The organism is Rhodanobacter sp. AS-Z3, assembly GCF_029224025.1.
GTDB lineage: Bacteria > Pseudomonadota > Gammaproteobacteria > Xanthomonadales > Rhodanobacteraceae > Rhodanobacter.
In genome coordinates, this window is the sequence record NZ_CP119392.1 from 2,192,991 (window position 1) to 2,214,148 (window position 21,158).

Consider the following 21,158-nt stretch of genomic DNA (forward strand, 5'->3'; position numbering starts at 1 on the left):
AAGCGGGAACAGGGAACGGGGAGCAGAAGCGGTGGTTATCACCGTCCCCTGTTCCCCGTTCCCGCATCATTAGAGACCCAGCAGCATCCGCTGCGGATTTTCCAGCTGGTTCTTGATGTCGACCAGGAACAGCACCGCGTCCTTGCCGTCGATGATGCGGTGGTCGTAGCTGATCGCGATGTACATCATCGGCGCGGCGATGATCTGACCGTTCTCGACGATCGCACGCTCCTTGATCGTGTGCATCCCGAGGATCGCGCTCTGCGGCGGGTTGACGATCGGCGTGGACAGCAACGAACCGAAGGTGCCACCGTTGGTGATCGTGAAGGTGCCGCCCTGCAGGTCATCCAGCGACAGTTTGTTGGCGCGTGCCTTGGTGGCGTAATCGGCGATGCCTTTCTCGACGTCGGCAAAGCTCATGTCCTGCACGTCGCGCAGTACCGGCGTGACCAGGCCCTTGTCGGTCGACACGGCGATCGAGATGTCCTGATAGCCGTGATAGATCACGTCGCCGCCATCAACTGAAGCGTTGACGTAGGGGTAGCGCTTGAGCGCTTCGGCGGCGGCCTTGACGAAGAAGCTCATGAAACCGAGCTTGACGCCGTGCTCCTTCTGGAACGCGTCGCCCAGTGATTTGCGCATCTTCATCACTTCGGCGAGGTTCACTTCGTTGAACGAGGTGAGCATGGCGATGGAGTTCTTCGACTGCATCAGGCGCTCGGCGATACGCGCACGCATGCGGGTCATCGGCACGCGCTCTTCCGGGCGCGAACCCGGCGTCGGCTTCGCTACTGGCGCTGCTGCGGCCGGAACCGAGGCACTGCCACCCTTGCCATAATTGACCAGGTCTTCCTTGGTCACGCGGCCATCGCGGCCGGTACCGGCGACGTTGGATGGATCGATTTTCTCTTCGGTAGCGACGCGCAGGCCGGCCGGGGACAGGTCGGCGGTGCCCTTGCCCGCGGCCTTCGGAGCTGCGGCGGCCGGAGCGGCTGCTGCAGGCGCCGGTGCTGCCGCGGCAGGAGCCGGAGCAGCCGCTGCGCCTTCCTCGATGATCGCGATGATCTGCTCGCTGTTCACCGTATCGCCCACTTCGTGGCGAATTTCCTTCAGCACGCCGTCCACCGGCGAGGGCACTTCCAGCACCACCTTGTCGGTTTCAAGGTCGACCAGATTCTCGTCGCGCTTCACCGCGTCGCCGGCCTTCTTGTGCCAGGTTGCGATGGTGGCGTCGGAGACGGACTCGGGCAGGACGGGGACTTTGAGTTCAATGGACATAGCGATCCTTGGGTGTCTTTATTCTGCAGAGTGGTCGGTGCCAACCGGCGTAACGAGCGCCTGTTCGACAAGTGCGGACTGTTCGGCAACATGGGTATTGTGATGGCCTGCGGCCGGTGCCGGCGAGCGTGCGCGTCCCGCATACGAGAGACTGCGCTTGCTGCCCGTGCAGGCCTGCAGGTGGTGGCGAATCTGGAACCAGGCGCCCTGGTTCATCGGTTCTTCCTGGCACCAGATCACTTCCTTGGCGGAAGCATACTTGTCCAGTTCGGCCATGACTTCGCTGCGCGGGAACGGATACAGCTGCTCGACGCGTACGATCGCCACGTCGTTCAATTCGCTTTTCTCGGCCTGCTCCAGCAAGTCGTAATAGACCTTGCCCGAGCACAGCACCACGCGCTTGACCTTCTTCGCCGCCAGCTTGCGGTGCTCGCCGATCACCAGCTGGAAGCTGCCGTTGGCCAGTTCGTCCAGTGTCGAGACAGCCAGCTTGTGACGCAGCAGCGATTTCGGCGTCATCACGATCAGCGGTTTGCGTACCGGACGCAGCATCTGCCGGCGAATCATGTGGAAGTCCTGCGCCGGCGTGGTCGGCACGCAGACCTGCATGTTGTCGAACGCGCACAGTTGCAGGAAGCGTTCCAGACGCGCGGAAGAGTGTTCCGGGCCCTGGCCTTCGTAACCGTGCGGCAGGAACAGTGCCAGGCCGCACAGGCGGTTCCACTTCGCTTCGCCGGAGCTGATGAACTGGTCGATCACCACTTGGGCGCCGTTGGCGAAGTCGCCGAACTGGCCTTCCCAGATATTGAGCGTGTCCGGATCGGTGGTGGAGTGGCCATATTCGAACGCCATCACCGCTTCTTCGCTTAGCAGTGAATCGATCACTTCCACATCGGCGCCGGCCCGCAGCGTGGCCAGCGGCATGTAGGTGTGACCGTCCTTCTGGTCATGCAGCACGGCATGACGATGGAAGAACGTGCCGCGGCCGGAATCCTGGCCGACCAGCCGCATGTCGTGGCCGGCGTCGATCAGGGTGGCGTATGCCAGGTTTTCGGCGAAGCCCCAGTCAGCCGGTTGCTCGCCAGCGGCCATCTTGCGGCGGTCGTCGTATATTTTCGCCACGCGCGCCTGCAGCGTGAGATCGGCTGGCAACGTGAGGATCTTGTTGGCCAGTTCCTGCAGTTTCTTCGGCGGAACGGTGGTGTCGGTCGGCATCGACAGCTTGCCGCCAAGAAACTTCGCCCAGTCGACGTGGCTGTCGCGCATGGGCGAGGGGTCCAGATCGGTCATCGGCGCACCGGCTTCCAGTCGTGCGCGATAGGCCTCGAACTGTTTCTGCGCCTCGCCTTCGGCCAGCACGCCCTGTTTGACCAATTGCTGCTGGTACAGGTCACGCGTGGTCGGGCGCTTGCGGATGATCTGGTACATCACCGGCTGGGTAGCTGCCGGTTCATCCGCTTCGTTGTGTCCGTGGCGGCGGTAGCAGACCAGGTCGATCACCACGTCGCGGCGGAACTGCTTGCGGAAATCGTAGGCGATATGAGTGGCCAGAATCACCGCTTCAGGATCATCGCCATTCACGTGCAGCACCGGCGCGTTGACCATCTTGGCCAGGTCGGTGCAGTACATGGTGGAGCGCGCGTCCTGCGGATTGGAGGTGGTGAAGCCGACCTGGTTGTTGACCACGATGTGCAGGCTGCCACCGATCTTGAAGCCACGGGCCTGCGACATGTTCAGCAGTTCCATGTTCACGCCCTGACCGGCGAACGCAGCATCGCCATGGATCAGCACGGCCATCGACTGCGTGTGCAAGGTGTCGCGGCGTCGCGTCTGGCGCGCATGCACCGAGCCGCAGACCACCGGGTTGACGATTTCCAGATGCGACGGGTTGAACGCCAGCGCCACGTGCACGCCACCCTTCGGCGTCTTGACGTCAGCAGAGAAGCCCATGTGGTACTTCACGTCGCCGGAATGGGCCGGATCATCGGGATGATCGAAGCGGCCTTCGAATTCGTCGAACAAGGTTTTCGGTGGCTTGCCCAGAATGTTGACCAGCACGTTCAGACGGCCGCGATGGGCCATGCCAATCACCAGCTCCTTGATGCCATTGTCGCCAGCAGCACGCACAACATCGTCGAGCATCGGAATCAGGCTGTCGCCGCCTTCCAGCGAGAAACGCTTCTGGCCGACGTACTTGGTGTGCAGATACCGCTCGAGACCTTCGGCGGCGGTGAGGCCGTCCAGCACGCGCTGCTGGGCGGTCTTGTCCAGACCGCTCTGGCCGGCTGCCTGCTCGATGCGGCTGTAGATCCAGTTGCGCTGCTCATGGTTGCTGATGTGCATGAACTCGGCGCCGATCGTGCTGGCGTAGGTTTTCTGCAGGCGATTCAGCAGCTCGCGCAGTTTCAGGCGCAGACCACCGCCGGCGTAGTTGCCAGCATCGAATTCGGTATCGAGGTCGGCATCGGACAGGCCGTGGAAGGCCAGGCCCAGGTCCGGCGCGGTCATCTTCTCGGTCAGGCCGAGCGGATCGAGATCGGCGGCGAGATGGCCGCGCGAGCGGTAGGCGGTGAGCAGGCGCAACACGCCAGCCTGTTTGCGCGCATGTTCATCGCTCATCGGCGCGGCAGTGGCGCCGTTGTTGCAGCGCTGCTTCTGTGCTGCTTCGATGCGGGCAATGGCGGCTGTGTGAGAAACGTCTCCCGACTCGCGACCCTTGAACGATGAAAAGTACGTGGCCCATTCGGCGGAAACCGACGAAGCGTCGGCAAGCCAGGCGTCATACAGCGATTCAACGTAGTCGGCGTTGCCGCCTGCGAGTTGGGAGGAATCGAAGAACTCGCGGATCAGGTTTGTAGTCACGTCACCACCGGCAGGGAAGGGATGCTTGCGGTCATCCGTGCGACCTTCGAGTCGCGGTTTCCGATCGGCTTTCAAGCCCGACAGGCCGCTGCTACGGATGACTGGGGAGAATCCCCATGATTATAGCCGTTGGCTGCTGCGACGCGGCAACCCGTAAGCGGCATGAGAATGGCCGGCAGCCGGTCTGTTCGGGTCATGGCTGAGGTTCGCTGGCGCGATGGGTCGCGTTTTCATGCGATTTACGGTCGTTTCGAGCCGAACTGTCCGCGCGAGCCTCCGGCCAGCTGCGGTTCATCCGTTTAGATATTCAGCGACTGCAGCTCGCTGGCTCGCTCGGCGCGATCCCAGACTTCGTCGAAATGCTGTTGCAGCGGAACTTGATTGGCTCTGTCGCAACGGGCAGCGCGGCCCTGGGCGCGATCGGCTTCGGGCAGAAACAGGTAACCACCGGCATCGTTGAGCAAGTAGGCCGAGATATAGGCGAGGTCAGCTTCCTCGACCGGTGTGCGAATCTGGAAGGCACTGGGCAGGCGTTGGGCGAGCGCGATCAGGCGGTGGTCGTTGCGCAGAGCGGCGGCTGGGTCGTGCAGGATGATGCGGATCTGCGCGCCGCGACCGGAAATCGCGATACGCCGCAGTTCGGCCAGCTCGTCCGTGCTGGCATAGGCATCATTGCCCAGCAGCGGCAGGTAGATGTTCAACTGATGGCGGGTGTCGACCAGCAATTGCAGGCGCGCGGCCGCCGTCTCGCTGCGAGTGGCGGCCGCGAGCATGCCGATGTCACGCAGCGGCGGTGTGGGCTCGTCGTCCACGCGGGGCAACGCCATGCGCATGCCGCGATGCTGCAGTCCGGCGTCCTCGAATTCTTCGCCGTAGGCGACAAAGCCGGCTTGCTCGTAGAAGCCCATTGCGCTGACCTGGGCATCCAGTGCCACTTCCGGCCAGCCCTGGCTGCGCGCTCGCGCGATCAGTTCGCGCAGCACAGCTGCACCCACGCCGCGCCCACGCCAGTCCTTCAGTACCGCCATGCGACCGATCTTGTGCGCCGGCGTGAGCCGCCCGCATCCGATCGGCCGGCCTTGTTCGTCGCGCGCCAGCACGTGCCAGCACTCCCCATCGAGCCCGTCACGCTCGCGCTGTTCGGGTACGCCCTGTTCGTGGATGAACACGGTTTCGCGCAGGTCGAGCAAGGCGCTGCGCTGATCAGGGTTTGACCAGTCAGCGACCTCGATATGGAAATCCTGCAGCTTCATCGGCGTGTGCTCAGCGGCGCTTGCGCGGTTTCCGGACAATCAGATGGCCATCGTTGACCAGCGCCAGCAGCAGGTTGCGCTCGTTGGCGTTGATCTTTTTGGCGGGCGTGAAGCTGCGCTGTTCGCACAGTGCCTGGGCCATTGCCGACGTAGCCTGGTAGGCACCACCGCTGACGTACAGCGTGCAGGCGGACTTGTGCTGATGCCAGGCCAGTCGCGACCACGGGTGACGCAGCAACTGCGCGCCCTCATCGAGCTGCTTGCGCAGGGCGGCGAGGTCCAGCGGTTTGGCCAATGCGGCCGGGATCTGTGCATTGCGGTAGCGGGTGATGAAACGGCCGAACCAGTCGTGCAGCAGGTCGTCGCGCAGGGCGGCGGCAAACGGCAAGGCGTTCTTCAGGCGCTCCAGCACGGCGCGATCGATTTCGCCGGTGACCTTGGCCGGCTTCAGGTCCGGATCGGCGTAACGTAGCTCGTCGGGAAGCTGCTCGGCGATGTAGTCGGCCAGATCGCCAGTCATTTCGGCTTGCGACGGTGCACGCATGCCGACGGAGAACGTCATGCACGGGCCGCCGAAGGCAACGCCATCGTGCGGCACGCCCGGTGGCAGATAGAGGATGTCACCGGCGTCGAGCAGCCATTCGTGGGTGGGCTCGAACTGCGCCAGTTGCTTCAGTTCGATGCCGGGACGGAACGCCTTGGGCGCGATCGGGTCATCGCTGATCGCCCAGTGTCGCTGACCCAGCCCCTGGATCAGGAACACGTCGTACTGATCGATATGCGCGCCGACGCCACCGCCCGGTTCAGCGTAGGAAACCATCACATCGTCCATCCGCCAGCTCGGCAGGAAGGTGAAGTGTTCCAGCAGGCCCGCCACATCGGCATCCCACTTGTCGACGTCCTGCACCAGCAGGGTCCAGTTGCTTTCGGGTGTCTTGGCGAAGTCCGCTTCGCTCAACGGGCCGGAATTGACCTGCCAGCGGTCATGTTTTTCGTCGTGCATGATCAGTCGCGCCAAAGCGGCGGGTTCGCAGGCCAGGCCGGCCAGATCGTCCGGCTGCAGCGGCGGCTGGAAGTTCGGGAACGCCTGACGAATCAGCAGCGGACGCTTCTGCCAGTAGTCGCGCAGGAAGCGGGCGGGCGACATGCCCAATGGTTGCTTGGCAGAGCCGCGGACTTCGATCGGGAAAACAGTGGGCTTGGTCATGCGGCCATTGTAACCGCCACCGAGGCACGCTGGATCAACGCAGTGCCTGCGCCACGCCATGCAGTCCTAGTCCCAGTACCGTCGTGGCGGCCAGCAGGGTGGCTGCGCGCGGTGGCAGCAGCCGTGTCAGCAAGGCGCCGAACGGGGCGGCGACGACACCACCGGCAATCAAGCCGAGTACGGCAGCACCGTGGCTGGCACCGACGTTCAGCAGGAAGCCAATGCTGGCGGCGGCGCTGACCACGCACTTGGCCAGATGCACGGTGCCAATTACCAGCCGCGGCGTGGCACCACGCGCCATCAGGGTGGTTACCGTGATGGCGCTCCAGCCGCCGCCGGCGACCGCATCGGCAAAGCCGGCAAGCAGGCCCAGTGGCCGTGCCGCCGACGGAACATGATCATCGTGTTGACCGGTTCGCCGCCTGCCGCGCAGCAGCAGGCACACGCCCACGCCAAGCAGATACGGCACCAGGGCCAGCCGCATCCATGTCGCGGGAATGTAACTGAGTACGAGTACACCCAGTACTGCACCGATCACGCCGGGTATGGCGAGCGCCCAGAACAGCCGCCGCCGCACATTGCCGGCGGCCAGGTGACTCAGCCCGGAGGCGCCACAAGTAAACGTCTCCGCATAGTGCACGTGGGCGCTGGCCAGCAAGGGTGGCAGGCCCAACGCCAGCAACATGCTGCTCGCGGTAATGCCGTACGCCATGCCCAGTGCGCCGTCGATCAGCTGCGCCAGCGCGCCAACAGCGGCAAAGGTGAGGAACTCGGTGACTGGCAGCATGCGGTGCAGGCATCCGTGTGCATGGCGGGTTCCGGAAGTATTGGCAACGACGCGCAGGCGTGGAAATAAGGCCTTGGCATATGCACATGGCAAGGCATCCTTTCCCGTCGTGAGGGCTGATCGCTACCTTTACCGAAAGACGTATAGACGTCCAAATGGATTTAACGTGAATTCTGTCGTTTCCCGAAGTTTTGCCGATGCTGTGCCAGCGGCGGACAAGATGGTCTTGCTGGCCCAGGGTCTGGCCGGATTGAGTGCGGCCCAGCTGTACTGGGTGGCCGCCTGGAGCGCCGCGCAGGCCGAGCAGGTCCAGCGTGGCGGCACGGTGGCAGCTTTGGCTCCGGCGGTGCAGGTGGGTGAACGACTCACCATCGTCTTCGGCAGCCAGACTGGCAATGCGCGGCGCATTGCCACGGCGCTGGCCAGCCGCAGCGAGGCGCTCGGCCTGCCCATGCGACTGCTGCGCGCCGATGCCTACCCGCAACGCGAGTTGGCGCAGGAGCGCCATTTGCTGGTGGTGGTCAGCACCCAGGGCGACGGCGAGCCGCCGGATGATACGCGTGGTCTGTTCGAGTTCATCACCGGCAAACGGGCGCCGAAATTGCCGGCATTGCGGTTTGCGGTGCTCGGCTTGGGCGACTCCAGCTATCCGCAGTTCTGCACCGTCGGGCGCCAGCTGGATGAGCGGTTGGCGGAACTGGGTGCGAGCCGCCTGCATCCTTTCGGCGAGGCCGATCTGGAATTCGAACTGATCGCCGAACCCTGGTCGGAGCAGGTGGTGGAACGCGCGCGTGATCTGCTGAAGCCGGTCGCTACCCCTGCACGAGTGACTCCGCTGCACGTGGTTCCGCCGGCCAGTGCGTATTCCCGCGAGCAGCCGTTCAGTGCCACCGTGCTGGCCAACCAGCGCATCGTCAGCCGGGATAGTGCGCGTGACATCCGTCACCTGGAGTTGTCGCTGGAAGGTTCTGGCCTGCACTACCAGCCCGGCGATGCGCTGGGTGTGTGGCCGCGCAATCCATCGGCGTTGGTCGAGCAATGGCTGGATGTCCTGCAGTTGGATGGCGCGCAGGAAGTTGTCTTGAAGAATCGTAGTCAGTCGCTGCGGCAATGGCTGGAACGTGATCGGGAAATCACCCGGCTGCATCGCGGTTTCATCGCCGCGTTGGCAACGATCGGTGGGCACGCCGAGCTGGCCGAGTTGCTGCAGCTGGAACGGGCGGCGCCACTGACACGGATGCTGGCCGACGACCAGCCGATTGATTTGCTGCAGCGCTATCCCGCGACGTGGCAAGCCGAGACCTTGTTGGATGCCTTGCGTCCATTGACGCCACGGTTGTATTCGATCGCTTCCAGTTCGGCTGCGGTGGGCGACGAGGTGCACCTGACCGTGGCGGTGGTGGATTACCAGGTCGATGGTCAGCCCCGCTGGGGTGCAGCCACAAGCTTGCTGGCTGCCAGTGACGAAGACGCGCAACTGGAAATCTTCATCGAACCGAACGAGCGCTTCCGCTTGCCGGCCGATGACTCACGTGACGTAATCATGATTGGCCCGGGTACCGGCGTGGCGCCGTTTCGTGCCTTCGTGCAGGAACGTCGTGAGCGTGCCGGCAGCGGGCGCAACTGGTTGTTCTTCGGTAATCGCCATTTCGCCAGCGACTTTCTGTATCAGGTCGAATGGCAGCAGGCGCTGCAGGACGGCGCGCTGCACCGCCTGGACCTGGCGTTCTCGCGGGATGCTGATCTTCCCGAACGTCCGCACAAGGATCTCCGTGATGTTGCGAGGGACTCGCACAAGACCTACGTGCAGGATCGTTTGCGCGAGCGCGGCGGCGAGCTCTACACCTGGCTCGAGGGCGGTGCGCATCTTTACGTTTGCGGTGATGCAAAGCAGATGGCGCGAGATGTCCACGCCGCGTTGATCGACGTGGTCGTTACCCACGGCGGCCAATCCGCCGAGGCCGCCGAAGCGTGGCTGGGTGACTTGCTGCAGCAAGGGCGTTATGCCCGTGACGTTTATTAATCCGTTCGTCCATGCACGCCTGAGTCCAGAAGCGGCCATCCATGGCCGCACTCTTCAGAAAAGAATTCGCCCATGCCTTCCCATCTCGAAAAAATCAAGAACGAAAGCCGTTTTCTGCGCGGTGGGATCGCCGAGGGCCTGGCTGATCCGGTCACTGGCGCGATCAGTGACGACGACACCAAGCTGCTGAAATTCCATGGCAGCTATCAGCAGGATGATCGCGACCTGCGCGAGGAGCGTCGCCGTCAGAAGCTGGAGCCAGCCTACGCGTTCATGCTGCGCGCCCGCTTGCCCAGTGGTGTGGTGACGCCGGCGCAATGGTTGGTGTTTGATCGCATTGCACGTGAATACGCCAGCGGTTCGCTGCGCATCACCACGCGGCAGACGTTCCAGTGGCACGGCATCATCAAGCGTCGGCTGAGGCCGACGATTGCGGCGATTCACGATGCGCTGGCCAGCACAATCGCTGCTTGTGGCGACGTCGTGCGCAACGTGGTCAGCACGGCCAATCCGGTTGAATCGGCGGCCCATGCCGAGGCCTATGCATGGGCGACGCGGCTGTCCGCCGAGCTGGCACCGAAAACGCACGCGTATCACGAGATCTGGCTCGACGGCGCGCAACTGGCTGGCAGTAAATCCGCGGTGGAAGAGCACGAGCCGCTGTATGGCGCCACCTATCTGCCGCGCAAGTTCAAGATTGGCCTGGCGATTCCTCCGCTCAACGACATCGATGTGTTCGCGCAGGATCTGGGCCTTGTCGCGATCATTGAACAAGGACAGTTGCGCGGTTTCAATATCGCTATTGGTGGCGGCATGGGCGCGAGCCACAACGATGCCAGCACCTATCCACGGCTGGCCAGCGTGATCGGATTCGTGCCGCCCGAGCAACTGTTTGAGGTGGCCGAAGCGATCATCGGTGTGCAGCGTGACTGGGGTGATCGTGACGAGCGCAAACATGCGCGGTTGAAATACACGCTGGACAAGCGCGGCTTGGCTGCGTTCCAGCATGAGCTGGAATCGCGACTTGGCTATGCCTTGGCCGCCCCGCGCCACTACCACTTTGCGCACAACGGTGATCGCTACGGCTGGGTCGAGGGGCACGAGGGACGCTGGCATCTCACTTTGCATATCGAATCCGGCCGGCTTGCCGATGTCGGTGATCGGCGCTGGCTTACCGGCCTGCGCGAGTTGGCGAAGGTGCATGCGGGCGACTTCCGTCTGACCTGCAACCAGAATGTGATCATCGCCAACGTTCCGGCGGGCGAGCGCGAACGCATCGACGCAATTGTTCAGGCACATGGGCTGGGCGAGTACCGCGCACAAAGTGGTATCCGTCGACACGCGATCGCCTGCGTGGCGTTGCCCACCTGCGGCTTGGCGATGGCTGAAAGCGAGCGCTATTTGCCCGCGCTGCTGCCCAAGCTGGAGGCCTTGCTCGCCCACCATGGGCTGGCAGCCGCGCCGATCCTGCTGCGGCTCTCTGGTTGCCCGAACGGTTGCTCACGGCCTTACCTTGGCGAGATTGCGCTGGTCGGTCGCGGCCCGGGTCGCTACGACTTGCGCCTCGGTGCCGACTTCAGTGGTCAGCGGCTGAATCAGGTCTATCGCGAGAATATCGACGAGGCGACGATGCTTGAAGTGCTTGATCCGGTGTTTGCCCGCTATGCCGATGAGCGCAACAAAGACGAAGGTTTCGGTGACTTCCTGTTACGTGCCGGCATTCAGCCCCCGATAGTCTCGCGGCAGATTCCGTTGGCCGTGCTCGCGTGAGCGCCGCGCTGGCGACATCGGCGTCCCATGAGCCGCGCGCACTGCTTGAGCTGAATGCGCGGCTGGCCCGACTCAGCGCCACGCAGCGGGTGGCATGGGCACTCGAACATGTTTCCGGTGAGCTCGTACTGTCATCCAGCTTCGGTGCTCAGGCGGCGGTTTCACTGCATCTGCTGACACGGCAGCGTGCGGAATTGCCGGTGGTGTTGATCGACACCGGCTACCTGTTTCCCGAAACTTATCGCTTTGTCGACGAGTTGACCGAGCGGCTCGCGTTGAACCTCAAGGTATATCGCGCGCCGCTCAGCCCGGCCTGGATGGAAGCGCGCCATGGACGGCTATGGGAGCAGGGCATCGACGGGCTCGATCACTACAACCGGCTGCGCAAGGTCGAGCCGATGCAGCGTGCGCTGACCGAGCTGAAGGCCGTGGGCTGGTTCGCCGGCCTGCGTCGGGGGCAATCGCGCAGTCGCCATGCGATTGAGTTTGCAGAGCATCGCGATGGCCGCTGGAAATTTCATCCGCTGGCTGATTGGAGCGACCGCGACATCGGCCACTACCTGACACGTCACCAGTTGCCGTACCACCCGTTGTGGCAGCACGGTTACGTCTCGATCGGCGATACCCATACCACTCAGCGCTGGGAGCCGGGCATGGACGCCGAGGAAACCCGCTTTTTCGGCCTGAAGCGCGAATGTGGATTGCACGGCATCGCGTGATTCATCTGGCTTTGCCGTTGCAAAAGCTCTTTCCGGTGAAGGCACTTTTCGGCCATGAATCACCTCATGTCCGTTGCAGCGTTGGAAGCTGCCGCCGTGCGTCATGGTGGCAGCGCGCTGTACCCATCGGCGGTCATGCTGACAAGCCGCGAGCATCGGCTGGTCAGATGCCAATGCGCGTGAGCAACAACGGTCTGCTTATGGATTGAGTGGTGATGTCCGACTTTGTCTGCTGCTGGAAGGCTCAGGCAGCGTCCGACAGTGCGGCGAACGGACTCTCGCGCCAGTGCGGCACGCCCGTCCATTTGCCGGCTGCGGCATCACCCGCCAGCGTGCGCACCACGTCCCGACGATCAAGGTGCGGCGCAAATTGCGTGATGAATTCCAGCATGTATTCGCGCAGTACGCTTTCCCGCCGCAAAACGATCCACGTCGTGCATTGCGGGAACAGGTGATCCGCCGGTAGCGTGGCCAGGTCGGTGTCGCCGGGCAGGATCGCCATTTCGGCCAGCACGCCGATACCCAGGCCGGCGCGCACGTAGGTTTTGATCAGATCAGCATCGCCTGCGGTCATCGCGATTTGCGGTTTCAGGTTGCGTGCCTCGAACGCCCGGCGCAGCGAGGAGTCTGCTTTAAGCGACGACTCGTAGCTCACCAGCGGCAGCTTCGCCAACGCGTCCAGGGTACGGCCCTGGCCACGCGCGACCAGCGGGTGACCCCGTGGCGCGAGGATGGCTCGATGCCAGTGGTAAGCCGGCAAGGCGATGCCGACGTCGGGTGGTGCACCAGCCGTGCTGATCACGGCCAGGTCGACCCGGCCAGCTTCCAGTTGCGCCAGCACTTCGCTGTCACGACCCGGTTGCAGGTGCACGCTGACTTGGGGGTAGCTCTGGTTGAGCGCGCTGATCGCGGCAGGCAGGGCGAAGCGGGCTTGGGTGTGGGTGGTGGCAATGCGCAGTTCGCCGTGCGCTTCGTTGCGCAGATTGGCGGCGATCGAACGAATGTTGGCCGCTTCGGCGAGGATGATGCGCGCACGCTCCAGCACCTGTTGGCCGGCATGGGTCACCGTATCCAGGCTCTTGCCCTTGCGCACGAACAGCTGGAAACCCAGTTCGTCCTCAAGCTGCCGGAGCTGCTTGCTCAGGCCCGGTTGGGTGGCGTGCACGCGCTCGGCAGCCAGCGTGATGTTCAGGCCGGAGTCGGCGATGGCGATCAGGTAGCGAAGTTGCGTCAAGGTCATGGCGAAAGTCTCGTGAACGGTCGGGGTCGTGGGTGCGAGGCGCGAACGAAGCACGAATACATCGCATGGCATACGGCACCGCCACGGCTGGCGCGGGAATACTGGCCATCGCCGCGAGACGGGGTGTGGTGAATGAATGGCGTGGAAGTGAACGCATGATAAGACGTCTATACGTCTATTTGCATGTTTGGTCAAGTTTGGCTTGGTCATAACCGACGGACATATGCGTGGTGTGGCAAATCATTTGTCGGTGTTCGGCTGTCTGCGTAGCGTGGCCATTTCGTCATTGTCAGTGCGGGTTGCCACGAATGAAGTTGTATCCATTGTTCGCTGATCTGTCCCGCCGCGCCGTGTTGGTGGTAGGTGGTGGCGCGGTCGCCGAGCGCAAGGTGGCGGCCTTGCTGGGTGCTGGCGCACAGGTCACGGTGAATGCGCCGCTGCTCACGCCGGCGCTGCAACAGTGGGTGGCGGATGGTCGTGTTGCGTATCGAAGTGAATCGTTTCGCGAAGGCTGGCTGGATCGGGTCTGGCTGGTGGTGGCAGCGACTTCGGATGTCGAACTGAACCGGCTGATTGCGACGTTTGCCGAGCTGCGGCGGATCTTCGTCAACGTGGTGGATGATGCGGCGTTGTCCAGCTTCCATGTTCCCGCGGTGATTGATCGTTCGCCGCTGGTCATCGCGATTTCCAGCGGTGGCGAGGCGCCGATGCTGGCGCGACTGCTGCGCGAGCGTCTGGAGACCTTGCTGGATCATTCGCTGGGTGGGCTGGCGACGTTGGCGGCACGATTGCGCACGCGCATTCGCGCCAGATGTCCAGACATGGCCACGCGTCGTCGCTTCTACGAGCGACTGTTCGCCGGGCGTGTCGCGACCTTGCTGCGGCAGGGGCAGCCTGATGCGGCCTGGCAGGAAGCAGAGTCGGCCTTGCTTGCCTCACCGGAGGTGATGGCGGGTTCGGTCGTGCTGGTCGGCGCCGGGCCTGGCGATCCCGGTCTGCTGACCTTGCGTGCGCTGCGCGCGCTGAACGAAGCCGACGTGATCCTGCACGATCGACTAGTCAGTGCCGAGGTACTGGAACTGGCGCGGCGTGACGCGGAGCGTATTGAAGTTGGCAAACAGGCGGGTCATCACCACGCGACCCAGGACGGTATCCACGCCTTGTTGCTGCAGCACGCGCGTGCCGGGCGACGGGTGGTGCGGCTGAAGGGCGGTGATCCGTTCGTGTTCGGCCGTGGCGGCGAGGAGCTGGAATTCCTGCGCGATCACGGCATTCCTTATGAGGTGGTGCCGGGCATCACCGCGGCGCTGGCTTGTGCCGCTTACGCGGGAGTGCCATTGACCCACCGCGATTACGCGCAGTCGGTTCGCCTGATTACCGGGCATTGTCAGTCGTCACATGATCGACCGGATTGGGCGGCGCTCGCGCGGGAACGGCAAACTCTGGCGGTTTACATGGGGGTAGCCGAACTCGGTGCGCTGCAGGCAGGCCTGATCGCACACGGTCGTGCGTCTTCGACACCGTTTGCCTTGATCGAGAACGGCTCGCGTGCCGAGCAGCGCGTGATTACCGGCATGCTGTCCAACCTGGTCGAGCGCGCCACTTTTCACGGCGTGCATTCGCCAGCGCTATTGATTCTCGGTGAAGTGGCCGCGCTTGCGCCTTCGTTGGCGTGGTTCGGACAGCCGCCATTGGGTGCCACCGTTCATCCCATTCATGCGCCGGAGCGATGTGAGCCGGCGGCCGTGGACGTGCTCGCGGCCGTGCATCGCGCCTGACAGAAAAATCATTAGCGCAGGTGCAATATGCCTGCCGATCAACCTGCTTACTGGAGTCTTTCCATGATCTACAACAGCATTCTCGATACCGTTGGCCGCACACCGATCGTGCGTCTGCACCGATTGGCACCGAAGCATGTCGAGCTTTACGTCAAGGTGGAGTCGTTCAATCCGGCAGGGTCGGTCAAGGATCGCCTCGCCCTGGCAATCATTCTGGACGCGGAGCAGCGTGGCGTGTTGAAGCCCGGCCAGACCGTGGTGGAAGCTACCTCGGGCAATACCGGTGTGGCGTTGGCGGCGGTGTGCGCGGCACGTGGGTATCCTTTTGTGGCGGTCATGACCGAGACCTTCTCGGTCGAGCGGCGCAAGCTGATTCGCGCCTATGGCGGCAAGGTCGTGCTTACGCCGGCCGCTGCACGTGGTACCGGCATGGTCGAGAAGGCGCAGGAGCTGGCGAAGAAACATGGCTGGTTCTTCGCCGACCAATTCGAGAATCCGGCCAATCCGGCGTATCACAGACAGACCACCGCGCCGGAAATCCTGAATGACTTCGCCGGTCGCCGGCTGGACTATTTCGTCAGTGGCTGGGGTACTGGCGGCACCCTCACTGGCGTTGGCGAAGTGCTGAAAGTGGCGCGCCCGGATGTGCAGGTGATTGCCACCGAACCGGCTGGCGCGGCCCTGCTGTCAGGCAAGGAATGGCAGCCGCACAAGATCCAGGGCTGGACTCCGGATTTCGTGCCGGCCGTGCTCAACTCGAAAGTCGTCGACCGGATCGTGCTGGTTGACGACGTGCTGGCGCGTGACACCTCACGCGCATTGGCCCAGCGCGAAGGCATTTTTGCCGGTCTTTCGTCCGGTGCCACCTTGGCGGCGGCGCTTGAGGTCGCGAAAGACGCGCCCGAGGGTTCGGTGCTTTTGGCCATGCTGCCCGATACCGGTGAGCGCTATCTGTCGACCTTCCTGTTCGAAGGTGTCAACGAAGGCTCGGACGAAGTCGAGTAACGCTGACGGTGTCGGTCTTGTGGACGTGGCGCGCAAAACTGGCTTGCCGATGGCCGGCGTTGCAGGTGACGGTGATGGTTCACTTGCGGCGCGCGCCGGGCTTTTCGATGCCAGCGTCGTTGGCGCCCCATTGCGCAAGCAGCTTCTGGCCTACTCCCGCGAGCGCATGGATCGCCGGCAGCAACTCCCGGCCCAGTTCGGTCAGCGCATATTCGGCTGAGGGTGGCGAGGTATCCAGCAACTGCCGCGTGACCATGCCACGAGCTTCCAGCTCGCGCAGGCGCGCACTCAACACCCGTGCGGAGATGCGCGGGATGTCGTGGCGCAGTTCACCGAAACGGCGCGGTGCAGCGCTCAGGTACCAGATGACATTGGGTGCCCAGGCGCCACGCAACAAGTTCAGGCTCTCGGTGAGTGGGCAGGCGGGAGGTGGCGTTACCACCTGGCTTTTGCGAACGGGCAGGCCCATCTGAGGTTCCCCCGGGTGCGAGCCGGTAACTGAGTGGATACCGCATTCTGCCACTAACGATCAGTTACGTGGTATCCATCAGTAACTCATCTGGCTAACATGGCGGTGACATCCTGCCGGCCTTTCTGGCTTGGCGGGATAGCACGATCCCCCTATATCCCCATGGAGAAATCGCATGAAGCTTTACTATATGCCCGGTGCCTGTTCGCTCTCGCCGCACATCGTGGCGCTGGAGGCCGGGCTTCCCGTGCAGTTGATCCGGGTCGACGGCAAGACCAAGCGCACCGAGAACGGCGATGACTTCCTGCAGATCAATCCCAAGGGTTATGTGCCGGCGTTGCAGCTCGATAGTGGCGACTTGCTGACCGAGGGGCAGGCGATCGTGCAGTTCCTGGCTGATCAGAAGCCGGAAAGCGGGCTGGCTCCGGCGAATGGAACGCTGCCGCGCTATCACCTGCTGGAACTGCTCAGCTACATCAGTTCCGAGCTGCACAAGACCTATAGCCCGTTGTTCAACCCGTCAACGCCGGCCGAGGTGCGTCAGGAGCGCAAGGATTACCTGCGCAAGCGTTACGCGACGCTGGATAGCTTGCTGGCGAAACAGGACTGGCTGCTCGGCGACCATTTCACCGTTGCTGACGCCTATCTGTTCACCGTTACCAATTGGGCCAAGCACGTGGATCTGGACCTGTCCGAATTCGCCGGCCTGACTGCATTCCAGCAGCGCGTTGCCGCGAGACCGATGGTGCAGGCCGCGCTGGCTGCCGAGGGCTTGCTCAAGAAGTCGGCGTAAAAGCGCAGGAACTCGACCGTGGCCGGCGCCGTGAGGCGCCGGCTTCTTGGTGCGGTGCTGCCGGCCAATGGCCGCGTCTTTTGTCGTCTTCCGGGTGACACATTTCACCTGTTGATGTGTCGCGTGATCGAGCAAGTGTCTGGCATGCGCCAGGCAGGCTGATCGGGCAGCGTCGTGATGGCTTGTGCTGCGGCGTGGTGCAACCGTAAAATGGTCCGCTTTCGTATAAGGTAATCATCGACTTAGACGATCATGCCCAGCGTGCGTGGAGGGCTCTGGCGAGACTGTTGAGGCAGTCGGCAATAGTCTTTCATATCAGTTGGTTGGGATCGTTTTACAAGGGTGGCAAGGCGAGAGTGGCGGAATTGGTAGACGCACCAGATTTAGGTTCTGGCGGTTAACCCCGTGGGGGTTCGAGTCCCCCCTTTCGCACCATGCCCCGTTGATTTCTTTAGTTTTCCGGGCGGCACAGCCGCCATGGCGCCTGCGCGGGCCCACAACAATCAGGTAGTACCAGGAGACGTCATGCAGGTTTCGGTTGAGAACATCGGTTCGCTCGAGCGCAAGCTCACGGTGAAGTTTCCCGCGGAGCGGTTTGAAACGCAGGTCAGTGCACGCATCGTGGAGATGGGCCGCACGGTTCGCCTGAAGGGTTTCCGCCCGGGCAAGGTGCCGACGACGGTGATCAAGCAGCGTTTCGGCGACCAGGTACGTGGCGAAGTGTTGTCCGACCTGATCGGCAGCACGCTGCGCGAAGCGGTGGCGCAGGAGAAGCTGCAGCCGATCGCGAACCCGGCCATCAATACCACCGGCAAGCCGGAAAACGGCGAAATCGCCTATACCGCGACGTTCGAAATCATGCCGGAGTTCCCGCAGGTCGACGTGGCTGCGCTCGAGGTCAAGCGTCCGGTGGCTGAAGTCAGCGACGCCGACATCGACAAGATGCTGGAAACCCTGCGTCAGCAGCGTCGCAGCTTCGACGAAGTGGAGCGCGCGTCGGCTGAAGCCGATTTCGTGATGTTCGAATATGCCGCCAGCGCGGGTGATTACCGTTTCCCGGCCGAGGGCCTTGAGCGTGCGGGCAGCGTGCTCGGCTCGGGCACCTTGTTCAAGGCGCTCGACGAGGCACTGACGGGTCGCAAGACCGGTGACAACTTTGAAACGGACGTGCTGTTCCCGGAAGACTTCCGCAACGAGGAACTGGCTGGCAAGAATGCCACGGTCAGTTTCAACATCCTCAAGGTGCAGGCGCCGCAGCTGCCTGAGATCGACGCCGAGTTCGCCAAGTTGTTCGGCATTGCCGACGGCAATCTGGAAACCTTCCGCAAGGAAGTGCGCGCGAACCTCGAGCGCGAACTGAAGGCTGCCCTGATGGGTCGCTTGAAGTCCGAAGTGGCGGAGAAGCTGTCGCTGGCCCATGCCGAACTGGATGTGCCGAAGCTGATGGTGCAGTCCGAAGCTCGCAACATGGCCGCCGGCAGTGTGCCGCAGGGGCAGCAGCCACCGCCGCAGTTGATCGATGCAGCGATGCCGGTCGCTCGCCAGCGGGTGATTGCTGGCCTGCTGATGGGCGAGATTGCGCGCAAGCAGGAAATCAAGATCGATCGCAAGCGCGTGGCCGAGCAGCTGGCCGCGATTGCCTCGACCTACGAAGAGCCGGAAAAGGTCATTGAACTGTACAACGGCGACCCCCAGCTGATGTCTGGGCTGCAGAATCGCGTGATGGAAGACCAGGTGGCAGAGTGGGTGGCAGATCATGCCAAGACCACCCAGCTGGATCTGACGTTCGACGAGGTGATGCGTCCGGTCAACGGCTGAGCAGAGGCCTGAGCAATCAGGCCAATCGGCTTCGGCAATCGCGCCAGGTACATCAACGGAGAGCTGCAATCATGGCCATGGATACAATCCAGAACCTCAATTTGGTACCGATGGTCGTCGAGCAGACTGCTCGCGGCGAGCGCTCCTACGACATCTACTCGCGCCTGCTGAAAGAGCGCGTGATCTTCCTGGTCGGTGAGGTCAACGATCAGGTTGCCAACGTGATCGTGGCGCAGATGCTGTTCCTTGAATCGGAAAATCCGGACAAGGACATCAACTTCTATATCAACAGCCCGGGTGGTGCCGTCACCGCTGGCCTGGCGATCTACGACACCATGCAGTTCATCAAGCCGAATGTCAGCACCATGTGCATCGGTCAGGCCTGCAGCATGGGTTCGTTCCTGCTGATGGCGGGCGCCAAGGGCAAGCGTTTTGCATTGCCGAATTCGCGCATCATGATTCACCAGCCTTCGGGTGGCGCACAGGGGCAGGCGACCGACATCGAGATTCAGGCGCGTGAAATCCTGTATATCCGTGAACGCCTGAACAATATCTACGCCGAACACACCGGCCAGTCGGTGGCAAAAATCGAGCTGGACATGGAACGCGATCGTTTCATGAATGCGGTGGATGCGAAGGCGTATGGTTTGATCGACGAGGTGCTCGACAAACGTGCCGGTGAGACGGTGAAATCCGCCTGATTTCAGGTTTTTCCAACCAGGTCACGAGAAGGGCTTCACGTCTGCAGGCAGACGTGAAGCCCTGTGTTATTCTCGCGACGCATCCAGATTCAGCGGGACCGAGAGTATGAGCGACGACCGACAGGGGCGTTCCAGCGACAGCGGCAAGATTCTTTATTGCTCATTCTGTGGCAAGAGCCAGCACGAAGTACGCAAGCTGATCGCGGGTCCCTCCGTGTTCATCTGCGACGAGTGTGTAGAGCTCTGCAACGACATCATCCGCGAGGAACTGGAGGAAAAGGCTGCGTCTGGCCGTACCCAGTTGCCGAAGCCCCGCGAGATCCGCGAGTCGCTGGATCAATACGTGGTGGGCCAGAGCCGTGCCAAAAAGGCGTTGGCGGTGGCGGTTTACAACCATTACAAGCGGATCGAGTCGCGGCTGAAAAGCGATGACATCGAGCTGGGCAAGTCCAACATCCTGTTGATCGGTCCGACCGGCTCGGGCAAGACGTTGCTGGCCGAAACGCTGGCGCGGCTGCTCAATGTGCCGTTCACGATCGCCGATGCCACCACGCTGACCGAAGCGGGCTACGTGGGCGAGGATGTCGAGAACATCATCCAGAAGCTTTTGCAGAAGTGCGATTACGACGTCGAGAAGGCCCAGTCGGGTATCGTTTATATCGATGAAATCGACAAGATCTCGCGCAAGAGCGAGAACCCATCGATCACTCGCGATGTGTCTGGCGAAGGCGTGCAACAGGCTTTGCTGAAGCTGATCGAAGGCACGCTGGCCTCGGTGCCGCCGCAAGGTGGTCGCAAGCATCCGCAGCAGGAGTTCCTGCAGGTCGATACAAAGAACATCCTGTTTATTTGTGGCGGCGCGTTCTCCGGGCTGGACAAGGTGATTCAGCAGCGCTCTGAGAACACCAGCATCGGCTTTTCGGCCGAAGTGCGCTCCAAGGAGCGTACCGAGAATCTCGGCAAGGTACTTTCCGAAGTGGAGCCGGCCGACCTGGTGCGCTTCGGTCTGATTCCCGAGTTCGTCGGGCGTTTGCCGGTGGTGGCCACGCTGGACGAGCTGGATGAACCGGCGCTGGTAAAAATCCTCACCGAACCGAAGAACGCGGTAACCAAGCAGTTCAAGAAGCTGTTCGAGATGGAAGAGGTGGAACTCGAATTCCGCCCTGAGGCGCTGCAGGCGATTGCCAAGAAGGCGCTCAAGCGCAAGACCGGTGCCCGCGGCCTGCGTACCATTCTGGAACAAGTGCTGCTGGATACCATGTACGAGCTGCCTTCGCTGGAGCATGTCAGCAAGGTGGTGGTGGATGACGCGGTGATCGAAGGTCAGGCCGAGCCTTACCTGATCTATCGCGGCAACCTGCAGCAGCGCGTGGCGGGTGAGGGCGGCGACGCCGCCTGACCATTCGCTCTATCCGCATGGACGACGGCTCCGGTGATTTTCCCGGAGCCGTTTCT

Annotated in this window: 15 protein-coding genes, 1 tRNA gene and 1 pseudogene; 10 read left to right on the forward strand and 7 right to left on the reverse strand. The window is 62.7% G+C overall.

Annotated features, from left to right (window positions below):
- Positions 1-69: 69 nt before the first annotated feature.
- The 5 genes from odhB to PY254_RS09690 form a co-directional block, all read right to left on the reverse strand.
- Positions 70-1,278 carry a 2-oxoglutarate dehydrogenase complex dihydrolipoyllysine-residue succinyltransferase gene (gene odhB / locus PY254_RS09670; protein WP_281011847.1) on the reverse strand — a complete coding sequence of 403 codons (1,209 nt, stop codon included), beginning with the start codon at positions 1,276-1,278 and terminating at the stop codon, positions 70-72.
- 18 nt (positions 1,279-1,296) lie between these two features.
- Positions 1,297-4,140 carry a 2-oxoglutarate dehydrogenase E1 component gene (locus PY254_RS09675; protein ID WP_281011848.1) on the reverse strand — a complete coding sequence of 948 codons (2,844 nt, stop codon included), beginning with the start codon at positions 4,138-4,140 and terminating at the stop codon, positions 1,297-1,299.
- A 299-nt stretch (positions 4,141-4,439) separates the two neighbouring features.
- On the reverse strand, positions 4,440-5,393 hold the full coding sequence (locus PY254_RS09680) for a GNAT family N-acetyltransferase (protein WP_281011849.1): 954 nt from the start codon (positions 5,391-5,393) through the stop codon (positions 4,440-4,442).
- A 10-nt stretch (positions 5,394-5,403) separates the two neighbouring features.
- A complete protein-coding gene (locus tag PY254_RS09685; RefSeq protein WP_281011850.1) occupies positions 5,404-6,600 on the reverse strand; it encodes a cupin domain-containing protein in 1,197 nt (398 codons plus the stop codon).
- Between the two features lie 34 nt (positions 6,601-6,634).
- Positions 6,635-7,387 (reverse strand): sulfite exporter TauE/SafE family protein, encoded by a 753-nt coding sequence (locus PY254_RS09690; RefSeq protein ID WP_281011851.1) that lies wholly within the window; start codon positions 7,385-7,387, stop codon positions 6,635-6,637.
- A 220-nt stretch (positions 7,388-7,607) separates the two neighbouring features.
- Here PY254_RS09690 and PY254_RS09695 point away from each other — a divergent pair, with 220 nt between their 5' ends.
- From PY254_RS09695 to PY254_RS09705, 3 genes and pseudogenes are all read left to right on the forward strand, one after another.
- Entirely contained in the window at positions 7,608-9,410 is a 1,803-nt protein-coding gene (locus PY254_RS09695; RefSeq protein ID WP_281015194.1) for an assimilatory sulfite reductase (NADPH) flavoprotein subunit, read from the forward strand.
- 66 nt (positions 9,411-9,476) lie between these two features.
- Positions 9,477-11,180: pseudogene (gene cysI / locus PY254_RS09700) on the forward strand (assimilatory sulfite reductase (NADPH) hemoprotein subunit); the annotation flags it as partial.
- Positions 11,177-11,899 (forward strand): phosphoadenylyl-sulfate reductase, encoded by a 723-nt coding sequence (locus PY254_RS09705; protein ID WP_281011852.1) that lies wholly within the window; start codon positions 11,177-11,179, stop codon positions 11,897-11,899. The pseudogene cysI and the gene PY254_RS09705, both read left to right, overlap by 4 nt.
- Positions 11,900-12,143: 244 nt before the next feature.
- Here PY254_RS09705 and PY254_RS09710 read toward each other — a convergent pair whose 3' ends face one another.
- Positions 12,144-13,139: a LysR substrate-binding domain-containing protein gene (locus PY254_RS09710; RefSeq protein WP_281011853.1), complete on the reverse strand. Its 996-nt coding sequence runs from the start codon at positions 13,137-13,139 to the stop codon at positions 12,144-12,146.
- Positions 13,140-13,447: 308 nt separating this feature from the next.
- On the opposite strand from PY254_RS09710, the gene cysG reads away from it, so the two are divergent.
- Complete coding sequence (gene cysG, locus PY254_RS09715; RefSeq protein WP_281011854.1) at positions 13,448-14,917, forward strand: siroheme synthase CysG; 1,470 nt, start codon at positions 13,448-13,450, stop codon at positions 14,915-14,917.
- A gap of 63 nt (positions 14,918-14,980) precedes the next feature.
- Positions 14,981-15,922 (forward strand): cysteine synthase A, encoded by a 942-nt coding sequence (cysK, locus tag PY254_RS09720; RefSeq protein WP_281011855.1) that lies wholly within the window; start codon positions 14,981-14,983, stop codon positions 15,920-15,922.
- A 79-nt stretch (positions 15,923-16,001) separates the two neighbouring features.
- Here cysK and PY254_RS09725 read toward each other — a convergent pair whose 3' ends face one another.
- Positions 16,002-16,391: a winged helix-turn-helix transcriptional regulator gene (locus PY254_RS09725; protein ID WP_281011856.1), complete on the reverse strand. Its 390-nt coding sequence runs from the start codon at positions 16,389-16,391 to the stop codon at positions 16,002-16,004.
- A gap of 175 nt (positions 16,392-16,566) precedes the next feature.
- On the opposite strand from PY254_RS09725, the gene gstA reads away from it, so the two are divergent.
- The 5 genes from gstA to clpX all read left to right on the forward strand — a co-directional run bounded on the left by gstA (position 16,567) and on the right by clpX (position 21,102).
- The gene (gene gstA / locus PY254_RS09730) at positions 16,567-17,184 is read left to right on the forward strand and encodes a glutathione transferase GstA (protein ID WP_281011858.1); all 618 of its coding nucleotides are present in this window, start codon (positions 16,567-16,569) and stop codon (positions 17,182-17,184) included.
- A gap of 350 nt (positions 17,185-17,534) precedes the next feature.
- Positions 17,535-17,619, forward strand: a tRNA-Leu gene (locus PY254_RS09735).
- A 90-nt stretch (positions 17,620-17,709) separates the two neighbouring features.
- Entirely contained in the window at positions 17,710-19,002 is a 1,293-nt protein-coding gene (gene tig, locus PY254_RS09740) for a trigger factor (RefSeq protein WP_281011859.1), read from the forward strand.
- Positions 19,003-19,073: 71 nt separating this feature from the next.
- On the forward strand, positions 19,074-19,703 hold the full coding sequence (clpP, locus tag PY254_RS09745) for an ATP-dependent Clp endopeptidase proteolytic subunit ClpP (protein ID WP_281011860.1): 630 nt from the start codon (positions 19,074-19,076) through the stop codon (positions 19,701-19,703).
- A gap of 106 nt (positions 19,704-19,809) precedes the next feature.
- Complete coding sequence (clpX, locus tag PY254_RS09750; RefSeq protein ID WP_281011861.1) at positions 19,810-21,102, forward strand: ATP-dependent Clp protease ATP-binding subunit ClpX; 1,293 nt, start codon at positions 19,810-19,812, stop codon at positions 21,100-21,102.
- Positions 21,103-21,158 lie beyond the last annotated feature (56 nt).

What these genes read in the sequence shown, in the direction of transcription:
- odhB (WP_281011847.1), bottom strand. Translation starts at nt 1,278, where the DNA reads ATGTCCATTGAACTCAAAGTCCCCGTCCTGCCCGAGTCCGTCTCCGAC.
- PY254_RS09680 (WP_281011849.1), bottom strand. Translation starts at nt 5,393, where the DNA reads ATGAAGCTGCAGGATTTCCATATCGAGGTCGCTGACTGGTCAAACCCT.
- PY254_RS09685 (WP_281011850.1), bottom strand. Translation starts at nt 6,600, where the DNA reads ATGACCAAGCCCACTGTTTTCCCGATCGAAGTCCGCGGCTCTGCCAAG.
- PY254_RS09690 (WP_281011851.1), bottom strand. Translation starts at nt 7,387, where the DNA reads ATGCTGCCAGTCACCGAGTTCCTCACCTTTGCCGCTGTTGGCGCGCTG.
- PY254_RS09695 (WP_281015194.1), top strand. Translation starts at nt 7,608, where the DNA reads ATGGTCTTGCTGGCCCAGGGTCTGGCCGGATTGAGTGCGGCCCAGCTG.
- PY254_RS09710 (WP_281011853.1), bottom strand. Translation starts at nt 13,139, where the DNA reads ATGACCTTGACGCAACTTCGCTACCTGATCGCCATCGCCGACTCCGGC.
- cysG (WP_281011854.1), top strand. Translation starts at nt 13,448, where the DNA reads ATGAAGTTGTATCCATTGTTCGCTGATCTGTCCCGCCGCGCCGTGTTG.
- cysK (WP_281011855.1), top strand. Translation starts at nt 14,981, where the DNA reads ATGATCTACAACAGCATTCTCGATACCGTTGGCCGCACACCGATCGTG.
- PY254_RS09725 (WP_281011856.1), bottom strand. Translation starts at nt 16,391, where the DNA reads ATGGGCCTGCCCGTTCGCAAAAGCCAGGTGGTAACGCCACCTCCCGCC.
- gstA (WP_281011858.1), top strand. Translation starts at nt 16,567, where the DNA reads ATGAAGCTTTACTATATGCCCGGTGCCTGTTCGCTCTCGCCGCACATC.
- tig (WP_281011859.1), top strand. Translation starts at nt 17,710, where the DNA reads ATGCAGGTTTCGGTTGAGAACATCGGTTCGCTCGAGCGCAAGCTCACG.
- clpP (WP_281011860.1), top strand. Translation starts at nt 19,074, where the DNA reads ATGGCCATGGATACAATCCAGAACCTCAATTTGGTACCGATGGTCGTC.
- clpX (WP_281011861.1), top strand. Translation starts at nt 19,810, where the DNA reads ATGAGCGACGACCGACAGGGGCGTTCCAGCGACAGCGGCAAGATTCTT.